The organism is Mycobacterium neumannii, from assembly GCF_048452905.1.
GTDB lineage: Bacteria > Actinomycetota > Actinomycetes > Mycobacteriales > Mycobacteriaceae > Mycobacterium > Mycobacterium neumannii_B.
Genome location: NZ_JBCGVF010000001.1, coordinates 118,682 through 145,575 on the forward strand (window position 1 = coordinate 118,682; position 26,894 = coordinate 145,575).

Here is a 26,894-nt window from a genome sequence, read left to right on the forward strand (position 1 = left end):
CGGCATGTGTGAGCTGAAACACAGAAATGAGGTGGCGGTCGTGGGTCGTGACCCGATCGACGGGTTCAAGGCGCATCCCGTGCGTCCCGGCGCGGCGCATGTTCGGTGGTTCACTGTCCTGCTGCTGGCGGTCATCGCGATCGCCGCGGTAGCGGGGATCGTCAGCACGGCGGCGATGGGACAGACTCCCGTCGCGATCGCCATCGGTATTGTCACGATGGCGTTCTTCTCCAGAGTCGGGGCCTGAGCCTCGCTTTCCGAATTCTCGTCGGTGGCCGGCGTTAGCCTGATGTCATGGCCCTGTCGAAAGACGAACGCGAACAATTCCTGACCGAACCCCACGTTGCCGCATTATCGGTCGGTGCGGGTGACAAGCGTGGCCCGCTGACCGTTCCCGTCTGGTACCAGTACTCGCCCGGTGGTGAACCGTGGGTGCTCACCGGCGACGGCTCTCGCAAGCACCGACTCATCGAGAGCCAGGGCGAGTTCACGCTGATGGTCCAGCGCCTCGAGCCGACGGTGCGGTACGTGGCGGTCGACGGTCCGGTCAGCCGCATCGAGCCCGGCACCGACGAGCACCTCGTCGAGGTCACCAAACGCTATCTGCCGCCCGAGAAGGTCGACGGGTACCTCGAATACGCCCGCCGCGAGCACGGCGACAGCGTGGTGATCTTCATGAAGCCGCAGCACTGGCTGTCGTCGGACCTCGGTGCGCTCTAGGCATCTCAGCGCGACTCGAACAGCGCGGCGACGGCGGGCAAGCTCACCTTCAGCGCCGGGTTGCGGGGCAGTTCGGCGACGACTGTGAACGCCACCGGCACGTTGTACACCGGCAGCGAGCGCCGAACAACGTCGGCCAGCTCGTCGTCGGAGGGCACCGGCAGCCCCGGCGACACCTCGACGGCCGCGACCGGTACCTCGCCCAGGCGCGCGTCAGGCACGCCGACCACGCACGCGTCGCGGACGGCAGGGTGTGAGATCAGCACGCGCCGAACGCTTTCGGGCAGAACCTTGAACCCGCCGCGGTTGATCGCCCCGTCGGCCCTTCCATGCAGGGTGACGAACCCGTCGTCGTCCATCGAGGCGATGTCGGTGGTGCGGATCCAATCCGGCCCAATCCGCGCGACCTTGGCCTCCAGCAGTCCCTGCAAGCCGGCCGCAAGCTCGCCTCCGGTGTCCGGGTCGACGATGCGCAACTCGACGTCGGGCAGTGCCCTGCCGACGCTGTTGCGTTTGGCCGAACCGAAGTCGCGTTGCATGTCCGGAGTCCATGCGCACAGCGATCCCGCGAATTCCGTTGCACCATAAGCCAGCACGATCGGAATGCCGTATTTGGCCTCGAACTCGTCGCGGGTCTCGGGGTCCAGCGGGCCGGACGCGCTGATCAGGAAGTCCAGCGACGCGAGATCTTCCTTCGCCACGTCGGCGTCCAGCAGCATCCGAATGACGGCGGGCTGCACGCCCGAACGGGTGATGCGGTGCCGCTTGACGAGATCCACGTAGTCCTCGACGGTGAATCGCTCGAGCATCGCGATCCGCCGGCCGTTGTACACACCGGCGATCAGTTGGCAGACACCGATTCCGGCGAACTGCCAGTAGGCGAGCTCCGGCGGGGCGTCGGCCGGTGCGGTCTCGCCGCTGGTAACGCTGAACACCGTACGCTCGAGCACCGGGGTCCTGATCGACTGCCGCTTCGGCGGTCCCGTCGTGCCGCTCGTCAGAATCTGCAGTGCGACACCGGGTTCGGGCTCAGCATGGGCGCGCTGGGGATCTCGCCGCTCCAGCCCGGGCACCGCAGCCACGATCGGTTGGCGCGCCGATATAGCCACACCCGCGCTGCCCGCCCGCCGAGCCGCGTCGATGACCGGCGGGGTCCAGTCCTCGCCGTCGGCGACGACGGCTAAGAGTCCGAGCGTCTCGATGTCGCGGCCGATCGCCTCGGGCGACTGGAACGAGTAGATCATCGACACCGTGCGGCCCTCGGCGAGGAAGCCGATGATCACCGCGGCATGCGGCAACCGGTTCCTGACCACCAAACCGACAGGGTCGTCGTCGGGCACACCCGCATCCCGCAGCGCCTGCGCTATGGCACGGCCGTATGCCGTCACCTCGTCGCCGCTGTACCAGCGCCCCTCGAACTCGATACAGGGATCACCGCCGTAGCGGGCCAACCCGGCGGCGAACTCGTCGGTGAAGCTTTCGGGCATGGCGCCAATCTAGCGAATCACCCACCCGTCAAAGCGGCGAGCGCTCACCGTTGTACGAGGTCCTTACAACAGTGAGCGCTCGGCCCGATGGAGTTATGCGTCAGGTCAGCGACGCCGGCGGGTTGAATCGCTCGCCGTACTTGGCCGCGAGCTCCTCGGCGCGGGCCACGAAGGCTTCCTTGCCGACGCCGCCCGGACCCTGGTAGCCGACGATGAACTGCGCCGAACCACCGGTGTAGGGCGGGAAGCCGATACCCATGATCGAGCCGATGTTCGCGTCGGCGGTCGACGTGAGCACACCCTCGTCGAGGCACTTCTGGGTTTCCAGCGCCTCGGCGAACAGCATGCGATCGATCATGTCCTGCAACGGGATCGAGGTGCTGCCCGAGTTGAACGTGTCGGCCAGACCCGGCCACAGCCCGACGCGCTTGCCGTCAGCGTACTCGTAGAAGCCCGCACCCTTCAGTCGCGACGGCCGTCCAATCTCGATCATCTTCTCGACGACCGCCTCGGCGGGGTGCGGCTCGTAAGTGCCGCCCGTGCTCTCGACGCCCTTGCGGGTCGCGACGGCGATCTTGTGCATCAGCTCGAGGTTGAGCTCGTCGGACAACTGCAGCGGCGGCGCCGGGTAGCCCGCCTGCGAGCCGGCCTGCTCGATGCTCGCGGGCGCAATGCCCTCACCGAGCATCGCCAGCGCCTCGTTGACGAAGGTGCCGATGACGCGGCTGGTGAAGAAGCCGCGGCTATCGTTCACCACGATCGGCGTCTTGCCGATGGCCAGCGTGTAGTCGAACACCCGGGCCAACGCCTCGTCAGAGGTCTTCTCGCCCTTGATGATCTCCACCAGCGGCATCTTGTCGACCGGCGAGAAGAAGTGGATGCCGATGAAGTCCTCCTGGCGCTTTACACCGGTCGCCAGACCGGTGATCGGCAGCGTCGAGGTGTTCGATCCCAGCAGCGCGTTGGGCTCGACGATGTCCTCGATTTCCTGGAACACCTTGTGCTTGAGGTCCTGGTCCTCGAAGACCGCCTCGACGACGAAGTCGACACCTTTCAGATCCGCCGGATCGCCCGTCGGCGTGATGCGCGCCAGCAGCGCGTCGCTGCGCTCCTGGGTGGTCTTGCCCCGCTCGAGCGCCTTGGCCTCGAGCTTCTCGGAGTAGCCCTTACCCTTCTGCGCGGCTTCGAGGCTAACGTCCTTGAGCACGACGTCGAACCCGGCCTTGGCCGACACGTAGGCGATGCCTGCGCCCATCATGCCCGCGCCCAGCACACCGATCTTGTTGATCTTGACGGGCTCGATGCCGTCCGGCCGCGACGCGCCGCCGTTGATGGCCTGCAGGTCCAGGAAGAACGCCTGGATCATGTTCTTGGCGGTTTGGCCGGTGACCAGCTGGGTGAAGTAGCGGCTCTCGATGCGGCTCGCCGTGTCGAAGTCGACCTGCGCGCCCTCGACGGCGGCGTCGAGGATCGCCCGCGGCGCAGGCATCGGCGCACCCTTGAGTTGCTTCTTCAGCAGCGCCGGAAACGATGGCAGGATGCTGGCCAGGCCAGGCGATGTCGGCGTACCGCCGGGCATCTTGTAGCCCTTGGCATCCCACGGCTGGGTGTGCGCCTCGGGGTTGGCCTTGATCCACGCCTTGGCGGCGGGCACCAACTCCTCGACCGTCGGCAGCACTTCGTCGACCAACCCGGTGTCCTTGGCCTTGCCAGGCTTGAACCGGGTGCCCTGGCTGAGCACCTCCATGAACGCCTTCTGGATGCCGAACATCCGCACGGTGCGGGTCACGCCGCCACCGCCGGGCAGCAGACCCAACGTGACCTCGGGCAGACCGATGACCGAGCCTTTGACGTCGGCGGCGATCCGGTGATGGCAGGCCAGCGCGATCTCCAGGCCGCCGCCCAGCGCGGCGCCGTTGATGGCCGCCACGACCGGCTTTCCCAGCGTCTCGAGCTTGCGCAGGTCGGCCTTGATGGATTCGACCTCTTCGAACGCCTCGGCGGCGTTATCCGGGCCGACGTTCATCATGCCCTTGAGGTCACCGCCTGCGAAGAACGTCTTCTTCGCGCTGGTGATGACGACGCCGGTGATCGAATCCTTTTCCGCGACAAGCCGTTCGACGGCCCTGTGCATGGATTCCTTGTAGTGCTCGTTCATCACGTTGGCCGAACCGGTCGGGTCGTCCAGCGTCAGGGTGACGATGCCATCGGCATCCTTATCCCATTGAATCGTGTTCTCTGCCATGGATTGTCCTTAAACTCGCTCGATGATGGTGGCCACGCCCATGCCGCCGCCGATGCACAGCGTGATCAGCGCCCGCCGTGCGTTGCGACGCTCGAGCTCGTCGACCATGGTTCCGGTGATCATGGCGCCGGTGGCGCCCAGCGGGTGGCCCATCGCGATGGCGCCACCGTTGACGTTGAGCTTCTCATCGGGGATGTCGAGGTCCTTCTGGAACTTCAGCACCACCGAGGCGAACGCCTCATTCAGCTCGAAAAGGTCGATGTCGTCGACCGTGAGACCGGCACGGTCGAGCACCTTGCGGGTGGCCGGCGTCGGACCGGTGAGCATGATGACCGGATCGGCGCCACTGGTGGCGGTGGCCACGACGCGTGCCCGCGGGGTCAGGCCCTGCGACTGACCCGCCTTTTCACTGCCGACGAGCACAAGCGCGGCGCCGTCGACGATGCCGGAGCTGTTGCCGCCGGTGTGAACGTGGTTGATCTTCTCGACGTAGTGATACTTCTGTAGCGCCACGTCGTCGAACCCGCCCATCGCACCGACGCCGTCGAACGCGGTCTTGAGCTGACCAAGGCCCTCCAGCGTGGTGTCGGGGCGCATGTGCTCGTCGTGGTCGAGAATCACCAGGCCGTTCTGGTCGCGCACCGGCACGACGGACTTGGCGAAGTAGCCGCCCGACCACGCCGCGGCGGCCTTCTCCTGGCTGCGCAGCGCGTAGCGGTCAACGTCCTCTCGGGAGAAGCCCTCGATCGTCGCGATCAGGTCGGCGCCGATGCCCTGCGGGACGAAGCCGATGCGGTAATTCGTCTCCGGGTCCGAAGCCCACGCGCCGCCGTCGGAGCCCATCGGTACGCGGCTCATCGACTCGACACCGCCCGCCAGCACCAGGTCGTCCCAGCCGGACCGCACCTTCTGAGCGGCGGTGTTGACCGCCTCCAGACCCGACGCGCAGAACCGGTTGAGCTGAAACCCGCCGGTGGTCTCGGGCAGCTTGGCCACCAGAGCCGCGGTCCGCGCGATGTCGCCGCCCTGGTCACCGACGGGGGACACACAACCGAGGATGACGTCGCTGATCAGCGTCTCGTCGAGGTCGGGGTAGCGGCTGCGAATCTCCTCGATCAGGCCGACGACCAGGTTGACCGGCTTGACCTCGTTGAGCGCACCGTTCTTGTTCTTGCCGCGAGGCGTACGAATCGCCTCGTAGATGAAGGCTTCTTCAGACATGAAGATATTTCCTGTTCAGATTGGGTTGCGGGATGCCTGTCCATCCGGACGGTGGTCCTCTGTCCCGCAGCCTAACAGCCTCGGCCAACCTGTTGGTTGGGCAACCTGGTCCGCCGAACGTGGGTTACCCGCACACCGATCTCGAAAATTGTGTGTCGGTAACCCACGTTCGCGCCGGCATTACGCTCGACAACCGTGACCGTCGAACGCCTCCAGCCGTACGCGGTGACGATCTTCGCCGAGATGTCGGCGCTGGCTGCGCGCATCGGCGCGGTCAACCTCGGGCAGGGCTTTCCCGACGAGGACGGCCCGCCCGCGATGCTCGAGATCGCCCAGCGCGCAATCGCCGACGGCACCAACCAGTACCCGCCCGGCCTCGGTATCGCACCGTTGCGCGAAGCGATCGCCGCCCAGCGCAAGCGCGCGTACGGAACCGATTACGCCCCGGACACCGAGGTGCTGGTGACAGTCGGCGCGACTGAAGCAATCGCGGCCGCGGTCCTCGGGCTCGTCGAACCCGGTTCCGAGGTGCTGCTGATCGAGCCCTTCTACGACTCCTACTCCCCCGTCATCGCGATGGCGGGCTGCCAGCGGCGGGCGGTCCCGATGATTCAGGACGGGTATGGCTTCCGTATCGATGTCGACGGGCTGCGAAAGGCGGTCACCCCCAACACCAAAGCCCTGATCGTCAACTCGCCGCACAACCCCACCGGAATGGTGGCCGGCGACGACGAACTGCGCACGCTGGCCGAACTGGCCGTCGAGGCCGACCTGCTCGTGATCACCGACGAGGTCTACGAGCACCTGGTGTACTCCGATTTCCCCGGCCGACGGCATCTGCCGCTGGCCAACTACCCCGGCATGGCTGAGCGCACCATCACGATCTCGAGCGCGGCCAAAATGTTCAACGTCACGGGCTGGAAGATCGGATGGGCATGCGGCCCAGCTGATCTCATCGCCGGTGTGCGCGCAGCCAAGCAGTACCTGTCTTACGTCGGCGGCGCACCGTTCCAGCCCGCGGTGGCCCATGCGCTCAACCACGAAGACGCGTGGGTCGACTCGTTGCGGGAGTCCTTGCAGCGCAAGCGAGACCGATTGGGTGGGGCGCTGTCCGACCTCGGCTTCGAGGTGCACGAGAGCTTCGGCACCTACTTCCTGTGCGCCGACCCGCGTCCGCTCGGATTCAGCGACAGCGCCGCGTTCTGCGCCGACCTGCCCCATCGTGCGGGTGTGGCGGCGATTCCGATGTCCGCGTTCTGCGACCCGGGCGCCGAGCACGCCGGTGCATGGAACCACCTGGTGCGCTTCGCCTTCTGCAAGCGCGACAACACTCTCGACGAGGCGATCCGTCGGCTGGAGGTGCTGCGGGCGGGAAGGGCAGAAACTACGTAACCGCGGCCATCACCCGGCGCCGCAGATTCTCGGTCGCGACGTCGAGCACCATCTTCTTGGCGCGGCGAAGCAGGAACTCCGGAATCGGCGCCGCCAGGTCGATGATGATGTCGAAGCGGACCCGGGTGCGGTCCTCACCGATCGGGGTGAGGTTGTACTCCCCGTGCTGCCCGCGTTGCTGCATCGTCGCCTTGGCGTCCCAGACCACCCAATCCTCGCCCCAGTGGTACTCGAGGAACTCCTTGTCGGTGACGCCCATGATTTTGAACGTCGCCTTGACGTGGTGCGGGCGGCCGTCGGGATGGCGGTCGAGCACCTCGGCGTGCTTGTGGACGGGCGACCACGTGGGCACGGCATCGATATCGGCAAGTGCGTCCATGATCGCGTCTTTGGGCGCCTCGAAGACCACTTCCCTCGATGCCTGCACAGCCATGCGGCAAATCGTAGCTAACTCCACTGCCTAGCGCATAGGCTTTTCCAGCAAATTAGTATTACCAGTCAATATCAATTGGGTCAGTCACATCCTGCGGAGGTGCCCCGACGGGACCGGCCGGGGTTCGCGAAAACCGCGGCGCTGGCGCGGCCTGGTCTACCCCGTTGGCCTGCACCAACGTTGACCGCGCGCGCAAATGGTCGCTGCGCGCCGCCTCGGTCCACGTCAGCACCGGCGTGACGCACGCGTCGGTGCCCGAGAAGATCGCGGTCCATTCGTCGCGGGTCTTGCGCGCAAAGCGCTCAGCGAACAGCCTATGAATTTCTGGAAACGCCTCTGAGTCCATCTGCGCAGGGAGCTCATCGGCGCTCAGCCCGAGACCGGTCAACAGTTGCGCGTAGAACTGCGGTTCGATCGCGCCGACCGCCATGTGTTTACCGTCGGCGGTCTCGTAGGTGCGGTAGAACGGGGCGCTGCCATCGAGCAGGAACGACTCGCGTTCGTCGCGCAGCGCGCCGGTCGACTTCATCGTCCACGCGATCTGCGTCAGCACGGCCACACCGTCGACCATCGCCGCGTCGACCACCTGACCCACACCGGAGCGCTCCCGTTCATACAGCGCGGCCACAATGCCCAGCAGCGCGAACATGGAGCCGCCGCCGAAGTCGGCGACCAGGTTCAGCGGCACGACCGGCGGCCGGTCGCGGTATCCGATCGCCGACAGCGCGCCGCTCTGCGACAGGTAATTGATGTCGTGACCCGCGGTCTGCGCCAGCGGTCCGTGCTGACCCCAGCCGGTGATCCTGGCGAAGATCAGGCGGGGGTTGACCGCCGCGCAGTCGTCGGGACCGATGCCGAGCCGTTCACACGTCCCAGGGCGAAACGCATCGATGAGGACGTCGGCGTTGGCGACGAGCTTCAGCAGCGAGGCCGGGTCGCTCTTCGCGTCCAGGTCGACGACACGCTTGCCGCGGTGCAACAGGTCGACGTTCTCCGGCGGCATCTGCAGGCCACCGGGTCGGCGCACGCGCACCACGTCGGCGCCGAGATCGGCCAGCACCATTCCGGCGTGGGGTCCGGGGCCGATGCCGCCCAGTTCGATGACCTTCACTCCCACAAGGGGTCCCGCAGTCGCCATGCGGGGCAGACTATCCGCGACTCTTGACCTGGCGTACTCGTTTGCGCAGCCCGTCGGTGGCCGTCTCCATCAATCCTTTGGCACCCTTCTTGATCAGGAAGCCGGGTAACGGCACGAGCGGGTCGACCATGAGCTCGAAGTGAACCTTGGTCGTATCGCCGTCGGGAGTGAGCGTGTACCGACCTTGCTGCGCGCGTTGCTGTTTCGAGCTCACCAGCGTCCAGCTGACACCGTCGTCGTGAACGGTGTAGTTGAGCACCTGCTCATCGGAGACGCCGACGATCTTGACGACCTGACGTGACTTGCTGGGGCGACCTTCGTCGTCGCGTTCGAGGACCTCGACCTCCTGATGCGCCGAGGACCACTCGGTCAAGGATTCGAGGTCGATCAGAACGTCGAGGATCTCCTGGGGTGTCGCCTCGATGACGACCTCGCGAGATTCGGTGACAGCCATGCCGGTTTCATTGCCAACCCGGCGGGCGTCGAAACCCGTCAGCTCCGCTTGAGCTTGAGGACCTGCTTGCGCAGACCGTCGGTGGCGGCCTCCAGGCCGCCTTTCATCGCACGCTTCATCACGAACCCGGGGATCGGCACCGCAGGGTCGACGGTGATCTCGAAGCGGACCTTCGTCTTGTCGCCGTCGGGTGTGAGCGTGTACGTGGCACTCTGCGTCTTGAGCTGGCTGGACTCCAGCAGCGTCCAGCCCGCCGTGTTCTCACCCCAGCTGTACTGCACGACCTGCTCGTCAGAGATGCCCATGGTCTTCAACTTCAGCCGTACCCGGCCGGGCCGCCCGTCGGCGTCCCTGTCGAGGACCTCGGCGCCCTGGTGTTGGGGGGACCAGTCCGGCGCGGACTCGACGTCGGCGATGACGCCGAGGATCTCGGCCGGGCTCGCGTCGATCACGACCTCACGGGAATCGCTGGTAGCCATGGCGCGACACTAGCCCCGTTACGGTTGTCCGCATGGAACTTTGGGAGCTTTGCGCGCGAGAACGCATCAGGGACACCCTGGCCCGGTACAACTGGTCTGGCGACGCACTGCGCCTGCCCGAACTCGCTGCCGCCTTCTGCGACGACGGCGTCCTCGAGGTGCGGGGCAGCGAACCCGCACGGGGCCGTATCGCGATCGTGGACTATCTGGGCGGTGCCGTCGCGGCGCCGAACGCGGCGGCATCCGAGTCGGACGTCAAGCGCATCGTGCGCCACAACGTGACGAACATCCGCTTCACCGATGTGACGCCCGAGGAGGCGCGGGTCTCGTGTTATTTCACGGTGTTCACCGAGATCGGCCTCGATCACTACGGCCGCTACCGCGACGTGTTCGCGCCGGTCGGCGACGACTGGTTGATCCGCCACCGGTTCGTCTCCACCGACTGGAGCGCACCGAATTCCACGATGGCGCGGTAGAAATCGGCAGAACCTCAAGACAACTCGGCTCCTACGAGCCCGCGGTCATAGGTAGGCTCGCTGACTATGGACGCTACAGTGGACCCGTCCGTCCCACCGAGCGGGACCGGATGCGCCGAGTGTGACGCGGTCGGGGGCTGGTGGGTGCATCTGCGCCGATGTGCGGCATGCGGTCACATCGGGTGCTGCGACGACTCGTTGGCGCGGCACGCCTCGGCATACTGGCGTGAGACGGGGCATCCGCTCGTTCGAACCGGGTGAGGATTGGTTCTGGAACTACGCCACGAACGCCTACTACGACGGGCCACAGCTCACCGCGCCCGAGTCCCGTCCCGAGGGCCAGCCCTCTCCCGGTCCTCGCGGCAGGGTGCCTGCGGATTGGGCGGTGCAGTTGCGCGCTCGCAGAGACTGAAACGCCGGCTCGGGGGGTATCCAGCGCCGGTGAGCGATGACAAGAAGGACAATCCCGGCACCGTCGAGACCGACGCCGGGCCCACGAACGCCGACGACGACGTACAGAGCGACCCGGCACGGGGCACCGACGCCACCGACGAGGAAGGCGTCGACTGGTCGGACGAGGGCGGTGCGACACCGACCGGCCCCGCCGACACCGGCGACCACACCCAGTGACTCAGCGCAGCGAGTCGGCCAACTCCGTGAGCGTCTGCGCGGAGGTGTATTTCGGTTCCCAGCCGAGCTGAGTCTTCGCCTTGCTCGTATCCATGACCACCGACGTGCGGCCGATGTGCAGCCACTCCAGCGCGGACGGGACGAACGGCAACCGGGCGACGACTCCTGCCGCCGCGGTCACAGTGACCTTGGGCACCGGTATCGGCCGAGCGCCCAGTTCGCGGGCGACGTCGGACACCGTGATAAGCCCGTCGCCCGCGACGTTGTAAGCGCCCGGCTCCGCCGACGTGGTCGTGGCCGCAGCGGCGATCGCGGCCGCGACATCGTCGTGATGCACCAGCTGCAGCGGTATGCCCGGATCGGGGACCGGCACCTTGAGCAGCGGAAGCGCGTCGGACAACCGCTTGACCGGCCCGGGCAGATGCGTCCACGGCATGGCGTCGGCCAGTGCCGGTGCCTTGGGACCGGCGACGATGCAGGGCCGCAGTACGTACACCTCCAGCGACGTGCCGCCGACGATGTCGGCGAGCGCTGCCTCGCACTCGGCCTTCTGCTCCGAGTAGTAGTGCTCGGGTGACCCCCGCGGCGGCACGTCTTCGGTGAGCGGAACCGGGTTGTCGCTGTGATAGCCATAAGCGGCGACCGACGACGTGTACACCAGCCGCTGCGGGCGGGCTGCGGCCACCGTCGCCTCGAAGACGTTGCGTGTGCCGGCCAAGTTGATGCGGGCGCTCTCCTGGCGCGAGCCCATGATGATGAACGCGAGATGGACCACGACGTCGGCGCGCCCGACGAGCGCGTCGACGGCCTCGCGGTCGAGGATGTCGCCCTGCAGGTACGTCGTCTTCGACCAACCGTGCTCGGCCGGGTCGAAGGGGCGGCGAGCCATTCCGACGATCTCGTCGACCTCCGCGACGCGTTCGAGCGCTTCTACTGCCGATTTGCCGATTTCCCCCGTGGGCCCCGTGACGGCCACCGTGATTCCCATGCACGCCGCATTCCCGGTGCGGACCGGTGAGAAACGGGCTCAGCGAATATCGCCCAGCGCCTGCTTGGCCGCGTTGTAGCCGGGGACGAACGTGATGCCGGGTCCGCCGTGGCAGCCGGCGCTGCCGAGGTACAGGCCGTCGATCGGAATCGGTTGATCGACATAGCCTTTGGGCCCCGGCCGGTTCGGTCCCATCTGGTCGGGGTGGATCAGCCCGTGGCAGTAGTCCCCACCGGGCGCACCGAACATGGTGCCCATGTGTTTGGGCGTGAACGTCGTGTGCCGAATAATGAGGCTCTCGAAGTTCGGCGCCAGCCGGGTGACCTTGTCGATCACCCGCTTGCCCATTTCGACTTTCATCTCGCCGTAGCCGTGTTCGCCTTCCTTGATCGGGAACCACAGCGAGAACGCGGAGGCCGCATGCTTGCCCGGCGGCGCCAGCCCGGGGTCGTTCACTGACGGGATCTGCAACGCGATCGCCGGGTCCGCGGGCACGACGCCGCGCCTGGCGTCCTCCCACTGTTGTTGGAGTTCCTCAGGGGTGCTGAAGATTCCGATGTTGGACTGCATGGCGGGGTCGTTCAGCAGTTCGTAGGGCGGCGCGAACGCCGGAATGCCGTCGAGCGCGAAGTGCATCTGCAGATAACTGCCCCGGTGGTCCAGGCGCGAAAAGCGGTCCCGCACATCCGCGGGCACCGCGTTGGGGTCGACGAGGCCGTTGACCGTCAGATCGGGCGCGACACCGGAGATGACGATCGGGGCCGACAGCGATGAGCCGTCCTCGAGCCGCACTCCGGTGACCTTGCCGTCGGCGACGGTGACCTCCACGACCTTGCTTCGCAAGCGCAGTTCTCCGCCGTTGACGGTGAACACTTCACACAGGTGCGACGTGAGGGCTCCGATGCCGCCTCGCAGTTTCTTGACCAGTAGCGCGTTCTCGTCGGGCACGGCGAAGCCGTAGGCGAGTGCGGCGGCCGTGCCCGGCGTGGCCGGTCCCCGATAGGTGGTGTTGCATGCAAGCAGCGACAGCATGCCGCGCAGCGCGCCGTTCTTCTCCTTGTCCGGCAGGTAGCGGTCGAGCACGTCGGTGACCGAGCCAAACAGCAGGTCGGTGATCGTCGACCGCTCGAATTCGTTTGTCGCGCAGGCATACATATCGTCGAGTGACTTCGGGGGCTGGCCCGCGTCGAACCGGCCCAATGCCCGAGTAGGCGCCTGGCACCACGCCATCAACCCGGCCATGCCGTTGACGGCCTCGGCGCCGTGCACCTCGTTGATGTGTGTCAGGAGCTTCACCGGGTCGGTGTAGTAGACCAACGGTTCGTCACCCACGCCTCGCAGCGACACCGACATCACATCGAGGTCGACTGTGGGCAGCGAGTCGAGCCCGAGTTCGCGGCTGACCACCGCCGAGGTCGGAATCTGAACCGAGCCGGCGATCTCGAACTTGAACCCGTCGAACAGCTCGACCGTGGACGCCATGCCGCCGGCGTAGAGCTTCGCGTCCAGGCAGAGCGTGCGCACACCGGCCTTCTGAAGCACGGTCGCCGCGGTCAATCCGTTGTGCCCGGCACCGATGACGATGGCGTCGAAGTCGCTCATGGGCTGAGGCTGACACGCTGTCCCAAGTTTTGTCAATAATGACAAAACGTCATCCGGTTATGCCTTCGGCCAGCGCGCGAAGGGCCTCGCCGGTGAGCCGGGACAGCTCGGGAAGTGAGCGCTCGTCACCGAGCATCCACACCTCCATCGCGCCGAAGACCGCGGCGGCGATGCACCGGGCGGTGACCGTGATCCGCATCCGCTCGTCGGTGTTGGCATCGGATGAAAGGGCCTCGCCGAGGTGTTCGGCGATCACCTCGGCGAAGTCGGCCTCCACCTGACGCATGTGCCGCACCACCCGCCCGGGTTCGAGCTCCTGCGCGCGCAGCGCGGCGGTTTGCGCGACAGCCCAGTCGTCGTACGGGCGGGCCATGATGGCGCTGTGCACCGCCTCGATGATCGGCTCCTGGGGATCGCGGGCGGCCAACGCCGAACGAAACCAGTCCAGGCCGGCGTAGTCGGCGAACAGCAGATCGTGTTTGGACGCGAAGTGGCGATAGAACGTCCGCAACGACACACCGGCATCGGCCGCGATCTGTTCGGCCGACGTCTCCTCGACTCCCTGCGCGAGGAACCGTACGACCGCCGCTTTCCGCAGCGCTTCGCGGGTGCGCTCGCTGCGCGCGGTCTGGGCCGGACGGGGCATGTGCTGAAAGTACCCGAAACAAGTTATGTCAATATTGACAAAACTTCGCCTTGTGGTGAGAAACTCCGATCATGGTTTCGTTGATCATTCACCTTGTCCTCGGGTTCGCGACGCTGGCCGTCATCGTCAAGGCGAACCCTGCGATCTTCGCGCGCTACGCCTCGGGTCCGCGCGTCACGAAGCTCGAGTTGTTCTACTACGTCGCCGGAATTGCCTCGGTCATCCTCGGCTACTACTTCAACAACCAGTTCGTGGCCGAGTACGCGCCGGCAGGTGGGCTGCACAACTTCGTATGGGGTCCGGGCAGCTGGTCAGAGTTCATCGCGCTCGGCTACGACAACCCGGCCGCCAGTTCCGCCAGCCAGGACTACACGATCATGAGCCTGCTGTTGTTCCCCGCGTGGTTGCTGGTCGACGGTCGCAGGCGCGACGTCAAACACGCCTGGCTGTATCTGGGCTTCATCCTGTTCGCCAGTTCGGCATTCGCGTGGGCGTTCTATCTCGCGACGATCGAGCGGCAGCACCGCCATCAGTCGATCGCCGCGGAGGTCACGTCACCGGCCTGACAACGCCCGGTCGTACAGTGCGTTCATGACCACCGACGCGCTGCGCCAACGCCGACTCGAGGTGATCCGTGTGCACATGGACACCGAGGTCACCAAGGAGTTCGACGCCACCCTCGCGACGTTCAAGAACGAGTCCGGGGGACGGCCCCACTACGAAATCATGGCCACCGGGCAGGTCTTCGACGGCGACGACGAGGTCATGGCCTACTACCGGAGCACGCGCACCGCGTTCCCCGATCAGCGCCACGACAACGTTCGGTTCCACGTCGCCGACGACGCGGTGATCGTCGAATTCGACTTGCTGGGAACAAATCTGGGCGAGTTCTACGGACTGCCGCCGACAGGTAGGGCCTTCCGCGTGCCGGTGGCCGCAGTGTTCTTCTTCGAGGACGATCGCATCGTCAACGAGCGGATCTACTTCGACTCCGCGAGCCTCGTGACACAGATCGGCCGCAGCGAGTTGCTCACCGGAGCCGCCCCGTGAAGGTTCATCATCTCAACTGTGGATCGATGCATCCTTGGGGCGTCCCAGTCCTGGTCTGCCATGTGCTTCTCGTCGAGACCGACAACGGGTTGGTCCTCGTCGACAGTGGCTACGGGCTGGCCGACTGTGCGGAGCCGGCACGCCGAACCGGCCCCACCCGCCGCCTGTTCCGGCCGTTCTTCGACCCCGACGAGACCGCGGCCCGGCAGGTCGAACGGCTGGGCTTTCGCCGCGAAGACGTCCGCCACATCGTGGTCACGCATTTCGACATCGACCACATCGGCGGAATCTCCGACTTCCCGCACGCCGAAATTCACTGCACCGCGGCGGAAATACTCGGAGCGATGCACCCGCCGACCCGGGGTGAACGCTTCCGGTTCCGATCGGCCCAGTGGGAGCACGGCCCCAAGATCGTCGAGCACACTCCCGCCGGAGAGAAGTGGCGCGGGTTCGCCGCGGCCAAGGAGCTGACCGAAGTCTCGCCGGGCATCGTGCTGATGTCGCTGCCCGGCCACACCCGAGGACATGCCTGCGTGGCCGTCGATGCGGGCCATCGCTGGCTTCTGCACTGTGGAGACGCCTTCTACCATCCCGACACCATCGGCGGCCCGCCGCGGATACCGCCGGTGCTCGGCGCGTTCGAGAAGGTCGCCGCGTTCGACCGTAAACAGGTGCGCGACAACCACGCTCGGCTGACCGAGTTGTATCGCCGCGCCGAACCCGATCTGCTTCTGCTGTGCTCGCACGATCCGGGACTGCTGCAGTACGCGAAGGAGACCGCGTAGCTACCTCGCGGCGCGCTTGCGCAGCGATGCCTGCACGCGCTCGAGCACGTCGAAGTACCGCGTCGGTGCGATCCGGGCCAGGGCGTCGAACATGTAGGCGTCGGGCCCGACGAGGATTCGGGCCTTACCCGCCTCCACGCCTCGGTGGATGATCTCCGCCGCCTTGTCGGGCTGGGTTCGGGTCATCGCCGCGAACTCCTCGACCACCTGATCCTTGGTGGGACCGCCCGGCTCTTCACGGAACCGGCCGTTGCGCACGATATTGGTGTTCACACCGCCGGGATGCACGTTGACGGCCGACACGCCGGTCCCCCGCAGCTCCTGGCGCAACGAATCCGTGAATCCGCGGACCGCGAATTTCGCTGAGCAGTAGGCGCTTTGGCCCGGCATGCCGACCAAACCGAAAACGCTCGAGGTATTGACGATCACGCCCTCGTCCTGCTCGACCAGGATGGGCAGAAACGCCCTGGTGCCGTTCACCACGCCATGAAAGTTGATGTTCCACAACCAGTCGTCGTCGACAACGACGGCGTCGAGCACCGTGGAGCCCAGCGCGACACCGGCGTTGTTGAACACCGCCCCGATCGGCCGGGGCGCCCACGCGCGTACCTCGGCGGCGAAGTCGCGTTGCGCCTCGGCGTCGCTCACGTCCAGGACCTTCAGCAGTGCCGGGCCACGCAGCGACGCCTCGGTCTCCTTGAGCCCCTGTTCGTTGACATCGGCGATGGCTACCGGGCAGCTGTATGACGAGAGCCGCTGCGCCAGTGCGCGTCCGATACCCGACGCCGCGCCGGTGATGACCGCGGTACGCCCGCTGATCGTCCTACGTTGCTTGCTCATAACGACTGCCCGCCTTTCTGGTACACCGAGGTACCGCTACGGTACGCGGAGGTACCGCGTATGACAAGGGCGGTTCGGTCCGCACCGTTCGCGGACGCGAGGCGATGAACTCGCGCCGATTCTAAGTGTCTGACCGGGCTTCTCCCCGTGGGACGCTCACGACGCGCACGTCACCTTCATGTAAACGCCCGCAGCCGTGGGCATTTCACTGCGGCGCGCGAGACCCGTCCACCCACGAGAAGGTGAACACCTTGACCACCATCATCGACACCCCGTCGCGGCTGACTCCCCTGGAGCCGGTCGCGCTCGATCCCGCGGCCTTCCCGCCCACCAACGTCGACTCCATCCCACCCCTTGCCGCGCATTGGCAAAAGCTCGACTTCCGCGAGATCCTGAGCCGACCGGCGGCCTTCTTGTCGGTCAGCCAGTCCAATTCCCTCTACAAGCCCGGCGGTGTGCAATACGCGGAAGGTCACGCGCTGCGCGGCAGCCTCGACGCGACGGTGAAGGCCGTGCGGGCGGCGCGCAAAGCACCGAACTTCCTGTCGTTCAACTGGATCGGTTTCTCGGTGTTCCGCAAGGACTATCCGCAGACGACCTTCGACCGTGTCCAGTACGAGAGTTGGACCGGCCACATCGACGCGACGCCCGAGCAGATCGCCTGGGACAACGCGCTCGTCGACGAGCTGCGCGAACTGGTGGAGCCCGGTGACAACGAACTCTATGAAAAGGCGCTTCAGACCGCGTTCGTCGGCACCGACCTGCCGGGTGCACTGATCCGGCAGAAGATCGAGGTCGTCGTCATCACCGGAATCCACCTCGACTGGTGCATCGAAGGCAACGCCCGCGCCGCGCGCGACCACGGGTTGCTGCCCATCATCATCGGTGACGCGACCGGCGCCGCCCGCCCCGACCAGGAGCCGGCCGCATTCGGCCGCATCAACAAGTTCTTCGCCCCGGTGATCTCGTCGGATCAGTTCGTGGAATGGGTGGGCCGCTGATGGGCAACGTGGGTCTGCTCCTCGTCGGCGTCGTCCTGTTCGTCAACGGCCTGGTCTCCATCGGGGTGGTCAAGCCGAGAAGCGCCGGCGCGGCACAGGTTGTCCTGCCCACGCTGATCCTGGTGCAGGCCGGTGGTGACACCGGCGTCGTCAACGCGACCTGGCCGAGCCTGCTGTTCGGGTTCACCCACCTGTGGTTCGGGCTCATCCAGATCTAAGACCTCGAGCCGCAGGGGTTCGGCTGGTACAGCGCGTTCGTCGCCGCGATCGCACTGTTTTATGCGGTCAAGAACATCGGCACCGATCCGGTGTTCGCGGTCATCTGGGCCACGTGGGCGCGCATGTGGACGCTGTTCTTCGTGCTGCTCGGTTTGGGGATCAGCCGGTTCCGGTCGTTCGACCTCGGCCACTTCACCGGGTGGGTGCTGATCCTGCTCGGCATTCCGACGTGCACGCTGCCGGCGATCTTCCTGTTGAACGGCGCCTGGTCGGTATCTCCGTTAGCCGGGGTCGCGGCGCTTGCCGCCCTGGTGGCCGGCGTCGCCCTGTCGGCGGCGCTGGCGACGCGCACCGCACGGACGGACGAACCCGTGCCGGTCTCTGCGCCGGCCCCGGTCGAGGTTGTGCCCGCCGACGGGGAACTGGCCGTGCCGCAACCGGTTTGACAGCGAGTGAGATGCCCCGGCGGCTTCGGGAAACCGGAGCCGCCGGTCGCGTTGTGCGGTGGAATGCGATCTGGACTACCGGATTGTTGACGGTGACGTCAGACTTTGTGTGGAGACAATTCGTTTGTGGGTAGCCGACGGATGGTGACGGGTGTGGATCGGCTGCGTCGGGGGCCCGTCACAAGGCGGTCGTCGGTGCAGCCGTGGCGTTGAGAGCACAGCCCTCCGCCGATGATCGCCGGTTCCCGCTCGCCGGTTTCCCTCGGCGGAACGTCCCCTCCGAGGGCACAAGTGACTCAGTGGTGGCCAGGGCCGGGATCGAACCGGCGACCTTCCGCTTTTCAGGCGGACGCTCGTACCAACTGAGCTACCTGGCCCGGAAGGCACCGCTCGGGCGTAACCCAGCATGCCTCGCCGCAATGGCGACCCTGACGGGACTCGAACCCGCGACCTCCGCCGTGACAGGGCGGCGCGCTAACCAACTGCGCCACAGGGCCTTGCTTGCGTCCCATCGTACGGGTCGCTGCGCGTACCCCCTACGGGATTCGAACCCGCGCTACCGCCTTGAAAGGGCGGCGTCCTAGGCCGCTAGACGAAGGGGGCCCAGCCGAATCTCTCCGGGGTACTCGCAACGCGATGACGTTGGGAGCTTCGATAGCTTAGGTTATCGGCACCGGAATCCTCAAACGAGGGCTACGCGGACGCTTCGCGTTGCCAGAAAGCGGCCTTCGGTTGTCGGTGGCGGGTGCAATGCTGGCTCCACGATGACGCGCCACACCACGTTCGAATTCTGTCTCGACCCGACAGTCGAGCAGCGTGACGCGCTGTTCCGTCACGCGGGAGCGTCCCGGTTTGCGTATAACCAGTGCCTGCGAATGGTCCAAGCCGCACTGAGCGCCCGTCGCGCCGACGAGCAGGTAACTGTGCCTCGCAGCGGCTTCGATCTGATCAACGCGTTCAACCGATGGAAGAAGTCCGAAGCTGCTGGTCGGGTGTGGGCCGCGAGCAACGACGGAGCTGTCGAACTTGTGTCCACCGGCCTCGCGTGGCGATATGAGGTAAGCCAGCAAGTGTTCGAAGAAGCGGCAGTCGACTGCGCTCGCGCCCTGAAGGCCTGGTCGGACTCACTCTCCGGACGGCGCAGGGGCAGAAAGATCGGATTTCCACGAATCAAGAAGAAGAAAGGCGCCCGCCCCCGATTCCGGTTGCGTAATACCCAGCGCAAGGGCCGCCGGCCGACGATCCGTGTAGGTGACGCCGGCCGCACGCGCTCGATCACCTTGCCCCAGATCGGTGTCGTGGCTGTCCGCGACGACACTCGCCGGCTTCGCCGAATGCTCGCTCAAAACCGCGCAAGGATTCTGTTCGCAAGTGTCAGCAATCGTGCCGGCCGCTGGTGGGTGGCGCTGAACGTGGAAGCCGACGATCTACACCCCTCGCATCGTCACCCAGCAAGATCAGAGGACGATCACGGTGGCTGGGTCGGTGTAGACCGTGGGCTGACTGCATACGCAGTCGCCGCCGAAGCCGACGGAACAATGGTCGCGCGCATCGGGGCGCCACCGCGGGCCCTGCGTAGCGCGATGACCCGGCAACGACGGCTGGCCAGGAAGCTGGCCCTAAGGAAGCGAGGATCACGCCGCCACGAAACCACCCTGCTGAAACTTCGACGGAACCACCATCGGGTCGCCAACGTCCGCCGCCACTTCCTGCATGAGATCTCCAACTCGCTGGTCAAGACTCACGACCGACTGGTTCTGGAGGACCTGAATATACTTGGGATGCTAGCGAATCACCGTCTTGCTAAGTCTATTTCGGATGCGGCGTGGTCTGAGTTCGCTCGCATCTTGACCTACAAGCAACGCTGGCGCGGCGGCCAAGTCGTCTATGCGAACCGCTACTTTCCTTCCACCAAAACATGTTCGCGTTGCGGTGCGAAACGGACGGACCTGAAGCTTGCGGATCGCATCTTCAGCTGCGAATGCGGCCATACCGCCGACCGTGACCACAACGCCGCGGTCAACTTGGCTCGCTGGGCTCAGCGGACCCATGGCACCGATCGATTCCCGGACCCCCAAGCAGGAGGCCGGGTCACCAATGCCCGTGGACGAAACGGCGGCGAGCAGCATCTCTTTGATGCTGGCGACCCCGCTTCGGTAGAAGCGGGAACCGAGGTTGCACTTACAGTGAACCGAGGACGCCCGAGAAGGGCGGTGCCGACCATCTCAGCGAGTAGTCGGCACGCTGGATAGCTCGGTTGGTAGTCCCAACACGAGACCACAGCGGTTGCGCGTATCGCAAAGGCCTCCGATAGAGTGGCTGCGCCCCCGTAGCTCACTCGGAAGAGCAGCGGACTTTTAATCCGCGGGTACGGAGATCGAAACTCCGCGGGGGCACCACAAGCCCTCTCATCAAGCAACCCGAACACGAACCGGGGCACTGAGGTAGATCCCGGCCATGACACGTCTCCGTGTCCGCCGGCTCGCCACGCGCACCCGGGTGGCGCTCGCCATCGGGGCGGGCATAGTGGCGGGCATCGTCGTGATCACAGGTCTGCCGATCGTGTCGAATGCCTGGTCCGCCGCGACAGAGCCCGTGTATGTGATTCCGGCGGAGTCATCGATGTGGCGCTTCACACCGACTCAGATGAATCAGGGCTCCGGCGACTGGTGGGTCTACGGACAGGACCACCGCAACTACTACTACTTCACGGGGTCGGGAGAACCGCCCTACGTCGCCATGCCGAAATCAGAGGCGGCTGAGTGCGCCGGATTCGAGAGCACGGACCATCGCACCTGGTGTCGGTGACCGGCTGCCTCGCCCAGTTTATAAGCGCCACAATTATATTCAGGCGCCAGCCGCCGAATCAAACCTGCGGGCAATAGAACTGCGGCTGACCGCGGTACTCGACCGGCGGGAGGTTGCGCGCCGGCGTCTCGACCAGAGGAGCGTCTGCCGGCAGCCGACCCGTCGCACGGTCCATCGCGGAACGCTTGCGCGGATGCATCAGCCACCGCTTGGGCAACACCTTGGTCGCCAACGTCACAACATCGCAGAAGCGCCGGTGCAACCACTCCTGCCGAGGTGACCACGTGTAACCCATCAGCTCCCGAACCGGCGGATCGTAAAGGGCGACGGTCATGAACGTCAGAAAGCGCTGCATCACTTTGAGGTTCAGCCGCCACAACGGATCCGGAACCCACTCCAGCGAAGGGTGTTTGGGCATCGTCGAGAGATCCATCACCTCGCGGGCGGCCCAGTTGTTCTCCAACACGTTGGTGCACATGTGATCCCAGTACTCCTGGAATTCTTCCCACGTCTTGGGCACGGGCCGCATGCTCATCCCGTACATCCGGTACCAGGTGATGTGTTCGTCGAACAATTGCCGCCTCTGGCCCTCGGTCAGCCCGCCACCGAATTTCTCGGCGGCCAGCAGGGTCGACTTGAAGAATGTCGCGTGCGCCCAGTAGAAGACATCGGGATTGAGCGCGCTGTACCGTCGGCCGCGCTCGTCGATGCCCTTGATGCCGACGTGGTAGTCGCGGACCTCCGCGCCCGTCCTCGGTGCGCGATCACCGTCGAACACCACGCCGCCGATGGGGTAGATCGAACGCAGCAGCCGCGGAATCCGCTCCAGGAAGAAGATCGAGTGCTCCTGCACGGCGGCACCCAACTGCGGGTGCATGTTCTGCATCGACCCCGCCCAGGTGCCCTGGAACAGCCCGGTCCACTGACCGAAGTACCGCCACGTCAGCGAGTCGGGGCCCAGCGGCAGCGGTGGCGCGTCGTAGCCGCCGGAGGTCACCGGACAGCCCGCAGCCAGCGAGGAAGCATCCTCCTGCCCTCCCGACGGGTGGCGCTCCCGGGACACGGGGCACGTTTCAGACGTATCTTGAGTCACTGGTGTACTTCCGTCCGGAGGTAGCAGGATTTCTGACTACGGGCGTTGTCATGCCGAGCTTAGGAGGGATGTGCCTTCGGGTCAAAGACGGGGCCGATGGTCGGGCGTGCCGTTGCAGGACCGTCAGGTGCTTCGCCGCGACGAGCTCATCGCCGCGGGGGTGGAGCTTCTCGGTGCCGCCGAGGGCCCGTCCCTCACCGTCCGCGCCGTATGCCGGGCGGCCGGGTTGACCGAGCGCTACTTCTACGAAAGTTTCGCCGACCGCGACGAATTCGTCCGTGCCGTGTACGACGACGTCTGCGCCAAGGCCATGTCCACCTTGACCTCTGCGGAAACCCCGCGCGACGCCGTCGAGCGGTTCGTCGCCTTGATGGTCGACGACCCGACCCGGGGCCGGGTGTTGCTGCTCGCGCCGGCAAGCGAACCCGTGCTGACGCGGTCGGGCGCCGAGTGGATGCCCAGCTTCATCGAGCTGCTGCAGCGCAAGCTCACCCGCATCACCGATCCCGAACGGGCGGCGATGACGGCCACCGGGCTGATCGGGGCCCTGACCGCGCTGTTCACCGCCTACCTCAACGGCAGGCTGGCCGCCACGCGAGAGCACTTCATCGACTACTGCGTCGAGATGCTGCTCGGCCGGGTGTCGAGCTACTAGACCCGCCTACTCGTCGGGCGTGACCGGCGCTTCCAGCTCTTCCTGTTCCTCGTTGGCGGCCTCCTCTTCGGCCTTGGACTTGGCCTCCCGACCGAGCGGATTGGCTGCCGACGCACCGGGATTCGTCGCGGTCGCATAGCCACCTGCACAGTTCAGGGCGAGGTGAACTTGGCTCCCTGATGCGTCGATGCGAAGAAACGACGCGTCCCAGGCGTTGGTGACGATGCAGTCGCCTTGATCGAGTTTGTCCCCCACGCGGGCAGCGACCACGGCCGTGCCGCCTTCCTCCTCGATCGCCGAGACCGCGTCGGAGTAGGTCTGCCCCACGACGTCCGGGGCGGCCGCCGCCGTCGCCGTGCCGAACAGCGCCATCACCGACACCGCCGCACCGACCGTGCCGATCCCCAACATTCGCATTCGCATGGTCTGCTCGCCTCCGTGAGTGTGCTCCGGAGCGGGCGCTGACGCGCAGCCGTCCACCCCGGGCATGGATTCCACGCCACCTTCATGGGGCGGTGTGAACGTAGCGATGCGTGGAGGTTGACGGTGGGTGAAAACAGTTGAGCTTTGTGAAGCCCGCGTTACTCGTCGGGCGTGACGGGCGCTTCCAGTTCGCTCAGTTCCTGGTTGGCAGCTTCCTGCTCGGCCTTGGACTTGGCCGCGCGTCCGAGCGGATTCGCAACGGAGGCACCGGGATTGGTGGCGGTCGCGTATTCGCCCGCGCAGTTCAAGGCGACAGACATCTCGCTCTCGTCGGCTTGGCTGATCCGGAGGAACGACGAGTCCCAGATGTTGGTGACGATGCAATCGCCGAGGTCGAGTTTGTCACCGACCCGGGAGGCGACCACGGCCTTGCCGCCGGCGTTCTCGATCTCTTCCTGAGCATCGGAGTACTTCATACCCACGACGCTGGGAGCGGCCGAGGCGGTGCCCGAGCCCAAGGCGACAGCCGACGCCGCAACGCACATCGCCGACATGAAGCCGATGGAGAGGATCTTCTTCACGTGCCCCAACCTCCGTGTCTGGGCGATGACCGCCGGGTTAACGCTGGTCGCAGTCTATTGCGGTTCGGTATACACCGCCACCGGAGCCGAATGCCGGTTGTGAAGGTCGGACGGGAAAACTCAGTTGTCCGGCGTGACAGGGGCGGCCAGTTCCTGCTCTTCCAGCCTCGCCGCCTCGCGCGCGGCTTTCGCCTGCTGGCGTTGCTGCTCGGCCTTGGCGTCGCGGCCGACGGGGCTCATCGCGGAGTTGCCCGGCGCTCCGGGCGCGGCGACGGCGGCATTGCAGTTAAGGGCCACCATGACATCGCTGTTGGATACCGGGCGCCCCCGCGAGTTCGGGCGGCGGACCGCGGCATCCCACGCGTTCGTCACCAGGCAGTTGCCTTCGTCGGCGCTGCTCCCGACCCGCGTTGCGACCACGGCGTTGCCACCGTACTGCTGGATGATCTTCTTGGCGTCCTTATAGGGGCGGTCGACGACATCGGGGACCGCGGCGGCCTGGCCGGCTCCGACGAGCGCGATACCTGCCGCTACCGCGGCGACGGCCGCGCCTGCCCACAGATGCCGCAACTTGAGCAACGCCCGTCCTCCGAGTCTCCAGTGATTCAGGGCGTAAGTGTTTGCCCGACGGGGATACTACATCGACAGATGCGTCTGGAGAGGCGGTTGTGACACTGTTGTCCGGAACTTGATGTCACCGGGGGACACAGATATATTGAGTGCAACCAACGGGTACAGATAATTAATGGGTGGGGCTCTCGCACGCGAGAAGGAGTAAGGATCAATGCACGAGAATTTGACTGACCTACATCTGCTGCATGAGCTCGAGCCTGTCGTCGAGAAGTACCTGAATCGGCACTTGTCGATGCGCAAGGACTGGAATCCGCACGACTACATCCCGTGGTCGGACGGCAAGAACTATTACGCACTGGGCGGCCAGGATTGGGATCCCGAGCAGTCGCAACTGTCGGAAGTCGCCCAGGTCGCGATGATCCAGAACCTGCTGACCGAGGACAACCTGCCGTCGTATCACCGCGAGATCGCGATGAACATGGGCATGGACGGCGCATGGGGCCAGTGGGTGAACCGGTGGACCGCCGAGGAGAACCGGCACGGCATCGCGCTACGCGACTACCTCGTTGTCACCCGTTCGGTCGACCCCGTACAGCTGGAACAGCTGCGCGTCGAGCAGGTCACCCGCGGCTTCTCTCCCGGCCAGAACCAGCAGGGCGACCTCTTCGCCGAGAGCCTCTTCGACTCGGTCATCTATGTGACCTTTCAGGAGTTGGCGACCCGCGTCTCGCACCGCAACACCGGCAAGGCGTGCAACGAGACCGTCGCCGACCAGCTGCTCGCGCGGGTGTCAGCCGATGAGAACCTGCACATGATCTTCTATCGGGACGTCAGCGAAGCCGGCTTCGACATCGCGCCGGACCAGGCGATGCACTGTCTGCACCGCGTGCTGCGCAACTTCAAGATGCCCGGTTACACGGTTCCGGAGTTCCGCCGCAAGGCCGTCATCATCGCCGTCGGCGGCGTCTACGATCCGCGCATCCACCTCGACGATGTGGTGATGCCGGTGCTCAAGAAGTGGCGGATCTTCGAACGCGAAGACTTCACCGGTGAGGCCGCGCGCATGCGTGACGACCTCGGTGTGCTCGTCGAGGAGCTGGAGGAGGCCTCGCAGAAGTTCGAGGAATCCAAGCAGCGTCGCCTCGAGCGTGAGGCGCGCAAGGCCGAGAAGCTCTCCGCGAAGAAGGTTCTGGCCTCCTCGCCCTCATGACGGTTCTGGCCGACGAGCGCGAACTGCTGATCGGCCCGATACGGCTCCGCAGCCCCGTCGTACTGGCGCCGATGGCCGGTGTGACCAACGTCGCGTTCCGCACCCTGTGCCGCGAACTCGAGCTGGCCAAGGCGGGCACGGTCAGCGGCTTGTACGTGTGCGAGATGGTCACCGCGCGAGCTCTGGTCGAACGGCATCCGGGGACGATGCACATGGTGACGTTCGCGCCCGACGAGACCCCGCGTTCGCTTCAGCTCTACTCGGTCGACCCTCAGAACACGTACGCGGCGGCGAAGATGATCGTCGACGAAGGTCTGGCCGACCACATCGACATGAACTTCGGCTGCCCGGTGCCCAAGGTCACCCGGCGCGGTGGGGGTGCTGCGCTGCCGTATAAGCGCAGGCTGTTCGGGCAGATCGTCGCTGCGGCGGTCCGCGCGACCGAAGGCACCGACATCCCCGTGACGGTGAAGTTCCGCATCGGGATCGACGACGGGCACCGCACCCATCTGGACGCCGGCAGGATCGCCGCCGAGGAAGGCGCCGCAGCGGTGGCCCTGCACGCGCGCACCGCAGCTCAGCGCTACTCGGGCAAGGCGGACTGGGACCAGATCGCGGCGCTGAAAACACACGTCACCGGCGTACCGGTGCTGGGCAACGGCGACATCTTCGAAGCCTCCGACGCGTTGGCGATGATGTCGGCCACCGGATGCGACGGCGTGGTGATCGGTCGCGGCTGTCTGGGCAGGCCCTGGTTGTTCGCCGAACTGTCGGCCGCGTTCACCGGCCGTCCCGCGCCTGCACCGCCCACGCTCGGCGAGGTGGCGTCGATCATCGTGCGCCACGGTGAGCTGTTGGCAGCCCATTTCGGCGAGGACAAGGGCATGCGCGACATTCGCAAGCATGTCGCCTGGTATCTGCACGGATTTCCCGCCGGCGCCGACCTTCGGCGGGCGTTGGCGCTGGTCAAATCCCTTTCTGAACTCGAGGAACTACTCGGCAGGCTCGATGCCGACGTGCCCTTTCCCGACGCCGCGACCGGTCCACGCGGCCGCCAGGGATCCGCTGCCTCGGTGGCACTGCCCGAGGGGTGGCTGGCCGATCCCGACGATTGCACGGTGCCCGCCGGTGCCGAGGTCATGCACTCCGGTGGGTAGCCGTCTCCCAGTCGTCTCCGTCCTGAGACGACTCTGACATCACATCTCTCAGGATCTCTCAGTACGATATGAGTCTCGTTCGTAATGCGCTCCCGTCGCGGAGTCACCCAGGTGCCGTAGCAATGGCGCGCGGTGCCGTGTT

General features: G+C 65.9%; 29 protein-coding genes, 4 tRNA genes and 2 pseudogenes. 17 read left to right on the plus strand and 18 right to left on the minus strand.

Annotated features, from left to right (window positions below):
* Window positions 1–40 precede the first annotated feature (40 nt).
* Window positions 41–247 carry a hypothetical protein gene (locus AAHH99_RS00380; RefSeq protein ID WP_418766925.1) on the plus strand — a complete coding sequence of 69 codons (207 nt, stop codon included), beginning with the start codon at window positions 41–43 and terminating at the stop codon, window positions 245–247.
* A 47-nt stretch (window positions 248–294) separates the two neighbouring features.
* Window positions 295–720 carry a pyridoxamine 5'-phosphate oxidase family protein gene (locus tag AAHH99_RS00385; RefSeq protein WP_418766926.1) on the plus strand — a complete coding sequence of 142 codons (426 nt, stop codon included), beginning with the start codon at window positions 295–297 and terminating at the stop codon, window positions 718–720.
* A gap of 5 nt (window positions 721–725) precedes the next feature.
* On the opposite strand, the gene AAHH99_RS00390 is transcribed toward AAHH99_RS00385, so the two are convergent.
* The 3 genes from AAHH99_RS00390 to AAHH99_RS00400 all read right to left on the minus strand — a co-directional run bounded on the left by AAHH99_RS00390 (window position 726) and on the right by AAHH99_RS00400 (window position 5,673).
* Entirely contained in the window at window positions 726–2,207 is a 1,482-nt protein-coding gene (locus AAHH99_RS00390) for a class I adenylate-forming enzyme family protein (RefSeq protein ID WP_418766927.1), read from the minus strand.
* 100 nt (window positions 2,208–2,307) lie between these two features.
* A complete protein-coding gene (locus AAHH99_RS00395) occupies window positions 2,308–4,452 on the minus strand; it encodes a 3-hydroxyacyl-CoA dehydrogenase NAD-binding domain-containing protein (RefSeq protein WP_418766928.1) in 2,145 nt (714 codons plus the stop codon).
* 9 nt (window positions 4,453–4,461) lie between these two features.
* Window positions 4,462–5,673, minus strand: a complete 1,212-nt coding sequence (locus AAHH99_RS00400) for an acetyl-CoA C-acetyltransferase (protein WP_418766929.1) — start codon at window positions 5,671–5,673, stop codon at window positions 4,462–4,464.
* A 195-nt stretch (window positions 5,674–5,868) separates the two neighbouring features.
* Here AAHH99_RS00400 and AAHH99_RS00405 point away from each other — a divergent pair, with 195 nt between their 5' ends.
* Complete coding sequence (locus AAHH99_RS00405) at window positions 5,869–7,065, plus strand: pyridoxal phosphate-dependent aminotransferase (protein ID WP_418766930.1); 1,197 nt, start codon at window positions 5,869–5,871, stop codon at window positions 7,063–7,065.
* Here AAHH99_RS00405 and AAHH99_RS00410 read toward each other — a convergent pair.
* Genes AAHH99_RS00410 through AAHH99_RS00425 form a run of 4 tightly spaced genes read right to left on the minus strand, consistent with a single transcriptional unit; the run spans window position 7,058 to window position 9,569 of the window.
* Entirely contained in the window at window positions 7,058–7,498 is a 441-nt protein-coding gene (locus tag AAHH99_RS00410; protein ID WP_064397507.1) for an SRPBCC family protein, read from the minus strand. The two genes, AAHH99_RS00405 and AAHH99_RS00410, sit on opposite strands and share 8 nt — an antisense overlap.
* Window positions 7,499–7,556: 58 nt before the next feature.
* Window positions 7,557–8,636: a CaiB/BaiF CoA transferase family protein gene (locus AAHH99_RS00415; protein WP_418766931.1), complete on the minus strand. Its 1,080-nt coding sequence runs from the start codon at window positions 8,634–8,636 to the stop codon at window positions 7,557–7,559.
* A gap of 10 nt (window positions 8,637–8,646) precedes the next feature.
* Complete coding sequence (locus AAHH99_RS00420) at window positions 8,647–9,090, minus strand: SRPBCC family protein (protein ID WP_418766932.1); 444 nt, start codon at window positions 9,088–9,090, stop codon at window positions 8,647–8,649.
* Window positions 9,091–9,128: 38 nt separating this feature from the next.
* Window positions 9,129–9,569: an SRPBCC family protein gene (locus AAHH99_RS00425; RefSeq protein WP_418766933.1), complete on the minus strand. Its 441-nt coding sequence runs from the start codon at window positions 9,567–9,569 to the stop codon at window positions 9,129–9,131.
* Between the two features lie 32 nt (window positions 9,570–9,601).
* Between AAHH99_RS00425 and AAHH99_RS00430 the strand changes: the two genes are divergently transcribed.
* The 3 genes and pseudogenes from AAHH99_RS00430 to AAHH99_RS00440 all read left to right on the plus strand — a co-directional run bounded on the left by AAHH99_RS00430 (window position 9,602) and on the right by AAHH99_RS00440 (window position 10,675).
* Window positions 9,602–10,045 carry a nuclear transport factor 2 family protein gene (locus tag AAHH99_RS00430; RefSeq protein WP_418766934.1) on the plus strand — a complete coding sequence of 148 codons (444 nt, stop codon included), beginning with the start codon at window positions 9,602–9,604 and terminating at the stop codon, window positions 10,043–10,045.
* Window positions 10,046–10,111: 66 nt separating this feature from the next.
* Window positions 10,112–10,457: pseudogene (locus AAHH99_RS00435) on the plus strand (UBP-type zinc finger domain-containing protein).
* A 29-nt stretch (window positions 10,458–10,486) separates the two neighbouring features.
* Window positions 10,487–10,675, plus strand: a complete 189-nt coding sequence (locus AAHH99_RS00440; protein WP_418766935.1) for a hypothetical protein — start codon at window positions 10,487–10,489, stop codon at window positions 10,673–10,675.
* 1 nt (window position 10,676) lies between these two features.
* On the opposite strand, the gene AAHH99_RS00445 is transcribed toward AAHH99_RS00440, so the two are convergent.
* From AAHH99_RS00445 to AAHH99_RS00455, 3 genes are read right to left on the minus strand one after another with little or no spacing between them, the layout of a single operon-like run.
* A complete protein-coding gene (locus tag AAHH99_RS00445) occupies window positions 10,677–11,663 on the minus strand; it encodes an NAD-dependent epimerase/dehydratase family protein (protein ID WP_418766936.1) in 987 nt (328 codons plus the stop codon).
* 39 nt (window positions 11,664–11,702) lie between these two features.
* A complete protein-coding gene (locus AAHH99_RS00450; protein ID WP_418766937.1) occupies window positions 11,703–13,265 on the minus strand; it encodes a phytoene desaturase family protein in 1,563 nt (520 codons plus the stop codon).
* A 49-nt stretch (window positions 13,266–13,314) separates the two neighbouring features.
* Window positions 13,315–13,911 carry a TetR/AcrR family transcriptional regulator gene (locus tag AAHH99_RS00455; protein WP_418766938.1) on the minus strand — a complete coding sequence of 199 codons (597 nt, stop codon included), beginning with the start codon at window positions 13,909–13,911 and terminating at the stop codon, window positions 13,315–13,317.
* Window positions 13,912–13,982: 71 nt separating this feature from the next.
* Between AAHH99_RS00455 and AAHH99_RS00460 the strand changes: the two genes are divergently transcribed.
* From AAHH99_RS00460 to AAHH99_RS00470, 3 genes are read left to right on the plus strand one after another with little or no spacing between them, the layout of a single operon-like run.
* A complete protein-coding gene (locus AAHH99_RS00460; RefSeq protein ID WP_064397526.1) occupies window positions 13,983–14,477 on the plus strand; it encodes a DUF2834 domain-containing protein in 495 nt (164 codons plus the stop codon).
* Window positions 14,478–14,502: 25 nt separating this feature from the next.
* On the plus strand, window positions 14,503–14,961 hold the full coding sequence (locus AAHH99_RS00465; RefSeq protein WP_418766939.1) for an ester cyclase: 459 nt from the start codon (window positions 14,503–14,505) through the stop codon (window positions 14,959–14,961).
* Window positions 14,958–15,746, plus strand: coding sequence for an MBL fold metallo-hydrolase (locus AAHH99_RS00470; RefSeq protein WP_418766940.1), 789 nt, complete (start codon window positions 14,958–14,960; stop codon window positions 15,744–15,746). Before AAHH99_RS00465 ends, AAHH99_RS00470 begins: the two co-directional genes overlap by 4 nt.
* On the opposite strand, the gene AAHH99_RS00475 is transcribed toward AAHH99_RS00470, so the two are convergent.
* Window positions 15,747–16,586: an SDR family NAD(P)-dependent oxidoreductase gene (locus AAHH99_RS00475; protein WP_418766941.1), complete on the minus strand. Its 840-nt coding sequence runs from the start codon at window positions 16,584–16,586 to the stop codon at window positions 15,747–15,749.
* Between the two features lie 251 nt (window positions 16,587–16,837).
* On the opposite strand from AAHH99_RS00475, the gene AAHH99_RS00480 reads away from it, so the two are divergent.
* Both AAHH99_RS00480 and AAHH99_RS00485 read left to right on the plus strand, forming a co-directional pair.
* Window positions 16,838–17,587, plus strand: a complete 750-nt coding sequence (locus AAHH99_RS00480; protein ID WP_418766942.1) for a cysteine hydrolase — start codon at window positions 16,838–16,840, stop codon at window positions 17,585–17,587.
* Window positions 17,587–18,252 (plus strand): annotated as a pseudogene (locus AAHH99_RS00485) (AmiS/UreI family transporter). Before AAHH99_RS00480 ends, AAHH99_RS00485 begins: the two are co-directional and overlap by 1 nt.
* Before the next feature lie 300 nt (window positions 18,253–18,552).
* On the opposite strand, the gene AAHH99_RS00490 reads toward AAHH99_RS00485, so the two are convergent.
* The 3 genes from AAHH99_RS00490 to AAHH99_RS00500 form a co-directional block, all read right to left on the minus strand.
* Window positions 18,553–18,629: transfer RNA gene (locus AAHH99_RS00490), tRNA-Phe, on the minus strand.
* A gap of 43 nt (window positions 18,630–18,672) precedes the next feature.
* Window positions 18,673–18,749 (minus strand) — tRNA-Asp (locus tag AAHH99_RS00495).
* Window positions 18,750–18,782: 33 nt separating this feature from the next.
* Window positions 18,783–18,855: transfer RNA gene (locus tag AAHH99_RS00500), tRNA-Glu, on the minus strand.
* Window positions 18,856–19,016: 161 nt separating this feature from the next.
* On the opposite strand from AAHH99_RS00500, the gene AAHH99_RS00505 reads away from it, so the two are divergent.
* From AAHH99_RS00505 to AAHH99_RS00515, 3 genes are all read left to right on the plus strand, one after another.
* Window positions 19,017–20,504: an RNA-guided endonuclease InsQ/TnpB family protein gene (locus AAHH99_RS00505; RefSeq protein WP_418766943.1), complete on the plus strand. Its 1,488-nt coding sequence runs from the start codon at window positions 19,017–19,019 to the stop codon at window positions 20,502–20,504.
* 71 nt (window positions 20,505–20,575) lie between these two features.
* Window positions 20,576–20,651, plus strand: a tRNA-Lys gene (locus AAHH99_RS00510).
* Window positions 20,652–20,709: 58 nt separating this feature from the next.
* Entirely contained in the window at window positions 20,710–21,060 is a 351-nt protein-coding gene (locus AAHH99_RS00515; RefSeq protein WP_418766944.1) for a hypothetical protein, read from the plus strand.
* A 58-nt stretch (window positions 21,061–21,118) separates the two neighbouring features.
* On the opposite strand, the gene AAHH99_RS00520 is transcribed toward AAHH99_RS00515, so the two are convergent.
* Entirely contained in the window at window positions 21,119–22,153 is a 1,035-nt protein-coding gene (locus AAHH99_RS00520; protein ID WP_418766945.1) for an oxygenase MpaB family protein, read from the minus strand.
* Window positions 22,154–22,223: 70 nt separating this feature from the next.
* Between AAHH99_RS00520 and AAHH99_RS00525 the strand changes: the two genes are divergently transcribed.
* Window positions 22,224–22,808, plus strand: a complete 585-nt coding sequence (locus tag AAHH99_RS00525) for a TetR/AcrR family transcriptional regulator (protein ID WP_418766946.1) — start codon at window positions 22,224–22,226, stop codon at window positions 22,806–22,808.
* 6 nt (window positions 22,809–22,814) lie between these two features.
* Here AAHH99_RS00525 and AAHH99_RS00530 read toward each other — a convergent pair whose 3' ends face one another.
* The 3 genes from AAHH99_RS00530 to AAHH99_RS00540 form a co-directional block, all read right to left on the minus strand.
* Entirely contained in the window at window positions 22,815–23,231 is a 417-nt protein-coding gene (locus AAHH99_RS00530) for a hypothetical protein (RefSeq protein WP_418767551.1), read from the minus strand.
* 158 nt (window positions 23,232–23,389) lie between these two features.
* On the minus strand, window positions 23,390–23,812 hold the full coding sequence (locus tag AAHH99_RS00535) for a hypothetical protein (protein ID WP_418766947.1): 423 nt from the start codon (window positions 23,810–23,812) through the stop codon (window positions 23,390–23,392).
* Between the two features lie 120 nt (window positions 23,813–23,932).
* The gene (locus AAHH99_RS00540) at window positions 23,933–24,391 is read right to left on the minus strand and encodes a PASTA domain-containing protein (RefSeq protein WP_418766948.1); all 459 of its coding nucleotides are present in this window, start codon (window positions 24,389–24,391) and stop codon (window positions 23,933–23,935) included.
* Window positions 24,392–24,596: 205 nt separating this feature from the next.
* On the opposite strand from AAHH99_RS00540, the gene AAHH99_RS00545 reads away from it, so the two are divergent.
* Window positions 24,597–25,595 (plus strand): acyl-ACP desaturase, encoded by a 999-nt coding sequence (locus tag AAHH99_RS00545; RefSeq protein ID WP_064348081.1) that lies wholly within the window; start codon window positions 24,597–24,599, stop codon window positions 25,593–25,595.
* On the plus strand, window positions 25,592–26,752 hold the full coding sequence (gene dusB / locus AAHH99_RS00550; RefSeq protein WP_418766949.1) for a tRNA dihydrouridine synthase DusB: 1,161 nt from the start codon (window positions 25,592–25,594) through the stop codon (window positions 26,750–26,752). Before AAHH99_RS00545 ends, dusB begins: the two co-directional genes overlap by 4 nt.
* The last annotated feature ends 142 nt before the right edge of the window (window positions 26,753–26,894 follow it).

Bases quoted from the DNA above. Each gene is read 5' to 3' on its own strand.
- AAHH99_RS00385 (WP_418766926.1), top strand. From the start codon at position 295: ATGGCCCTGTCGAAAGACGAACGCGAACAATTCCTGACCGAACCCCAC.
- AAHH99_RS00390 (WP_418766927.1), bottom strand. From the start codon at position 2,207: ATGCCCGAAAGCTTCACCGACGAGTTCGCCGCCGGGTTGGCCCGCTAC.
- AAHH99_RS00395 (WP_418766928.1), bottom strand. From the start codon at position 4,452: ATGGCAGAGAACACGATTCAATGGGATAAGGATGCCGATGGCATCGTC.
- AAHH99_RS00400 (WP_418766929.1), bottom strand. From the start codon at position 5,673: ATGTCTGAAGAAGCCTTCATCTACGAGGCGATTCGTACGCCTCGCGGC.
- AAHH99_RS00410 (WP_064397507.1), bottom strand. From the start codon at position 7,498: ATGGCTGTGCAGGCATCGAGGGAAGTGGTCTTCGAGGCGCCCAAAGAC.
- AAHH99_RS00415 (WP_418766931.1), bottom strand. From the start codon at position 8,636: ATGGCGACTGCGGGACCCCTTGTGGGAGTGAAGGTCATCGAACTGGGC.
- AAHH99_RS00420 (WP_418766932.1), bottom strand. From the start codon at position 9,090: ATGGCTGTCACCGAATCTCGCGAGGTCGTCATCGAGGCGACACCCCAG.
- AAHH99_RS00425 (WP_418766933.1), bottom strand. From the start codon at position 9,569: ATGGCTACCAGCGATTCCCGTGAGGTCGTGATCGACGCGAGCCCGGCC.
- AAHH99_RS00430 (WP_418766934.1), top strand. From the start codon at position 9,602: ATGGAACTTTGGGAGCTTTGCGCGCGAGAACGCATCAGGGACACCCTG.
- AAHH99_RS00445 (WP_418766936.1), bottom strand. From the start codon at position 11,663: ATGGGAATCACGGTGGCCGTCACGGGGCCCACGGGGGAAATCGGCAAA.
- AAHH99_RS00450 (WP_418766937.1), bottom strand. From the start codon at position 13,265: ATGAGCGACTTCGACGCCATCGTCATCGGTGCCGGGCACAACGGATTG.
- AAHH99_RS00455 (WP_418766938.1), bottom strand. From the start codon at position 13,911: ATGCCCCGTCCGGCCCAGACCGCGCGCAGCGAGCGCACCCGCGAAGCG.
- AAHH99_RS00460 (WP_064397526.1), top strand. From the start codon at position 13,983: ATGGTTTCGTTGATCATTCACCTTGTCCTCGGGTTCGCGACGCTGGCC.
- AAHH99_RS00465 (WP_418766939.1), top strand. From the start codon at position 14,503: ATGACCACCGACGCGCTGCGCCAACGCCGACTCGAGGTGATCCGTGTG.
- AAHH99_RS00475 (WP_418766941.1), bottom strand. From the start codon at position 16,586: ATGAGCAAGCAACGTAGGACGATCAGCGGGCGTACCGCGGTCATCACC.
- AAHH99_RS00505 (WP_418766943.1), top strand. From the start codon at position 19,017: ATGACGCGCCACACCACGTTCGAATTCTGTCTCGACCCGACAGTCGAG.
- AAHH99_RS00515 (WP_418766944.1), top strand. From the start codon at position 20,710: ATGACACGTCTCCGTGTCCGCCGGCTCGCCACGCGCACCCGGGTGGCG.
- AAHH99_RS00530 (WP_418767551.1), bottom strand. From the start codon at position 23,231: ATGCGAATGCGAATGTTGGGGATCGGCACGGTCGGTGCGGCGGTGTCG.
- AAHH99_RS00545 (WP_064348081.1), top strand. From the start codon at position 24,597: ATGCACGAGAATTTGACTGACCTACATCTGCTGCATGAGCTCGAGCCT.
- dusB (WP_418766949.1), top strand. From the start codon at position 25,592: ATGACGGTTCTGGCCGACGAGCGCGAACTGCTGATCGGCCCGATACGG.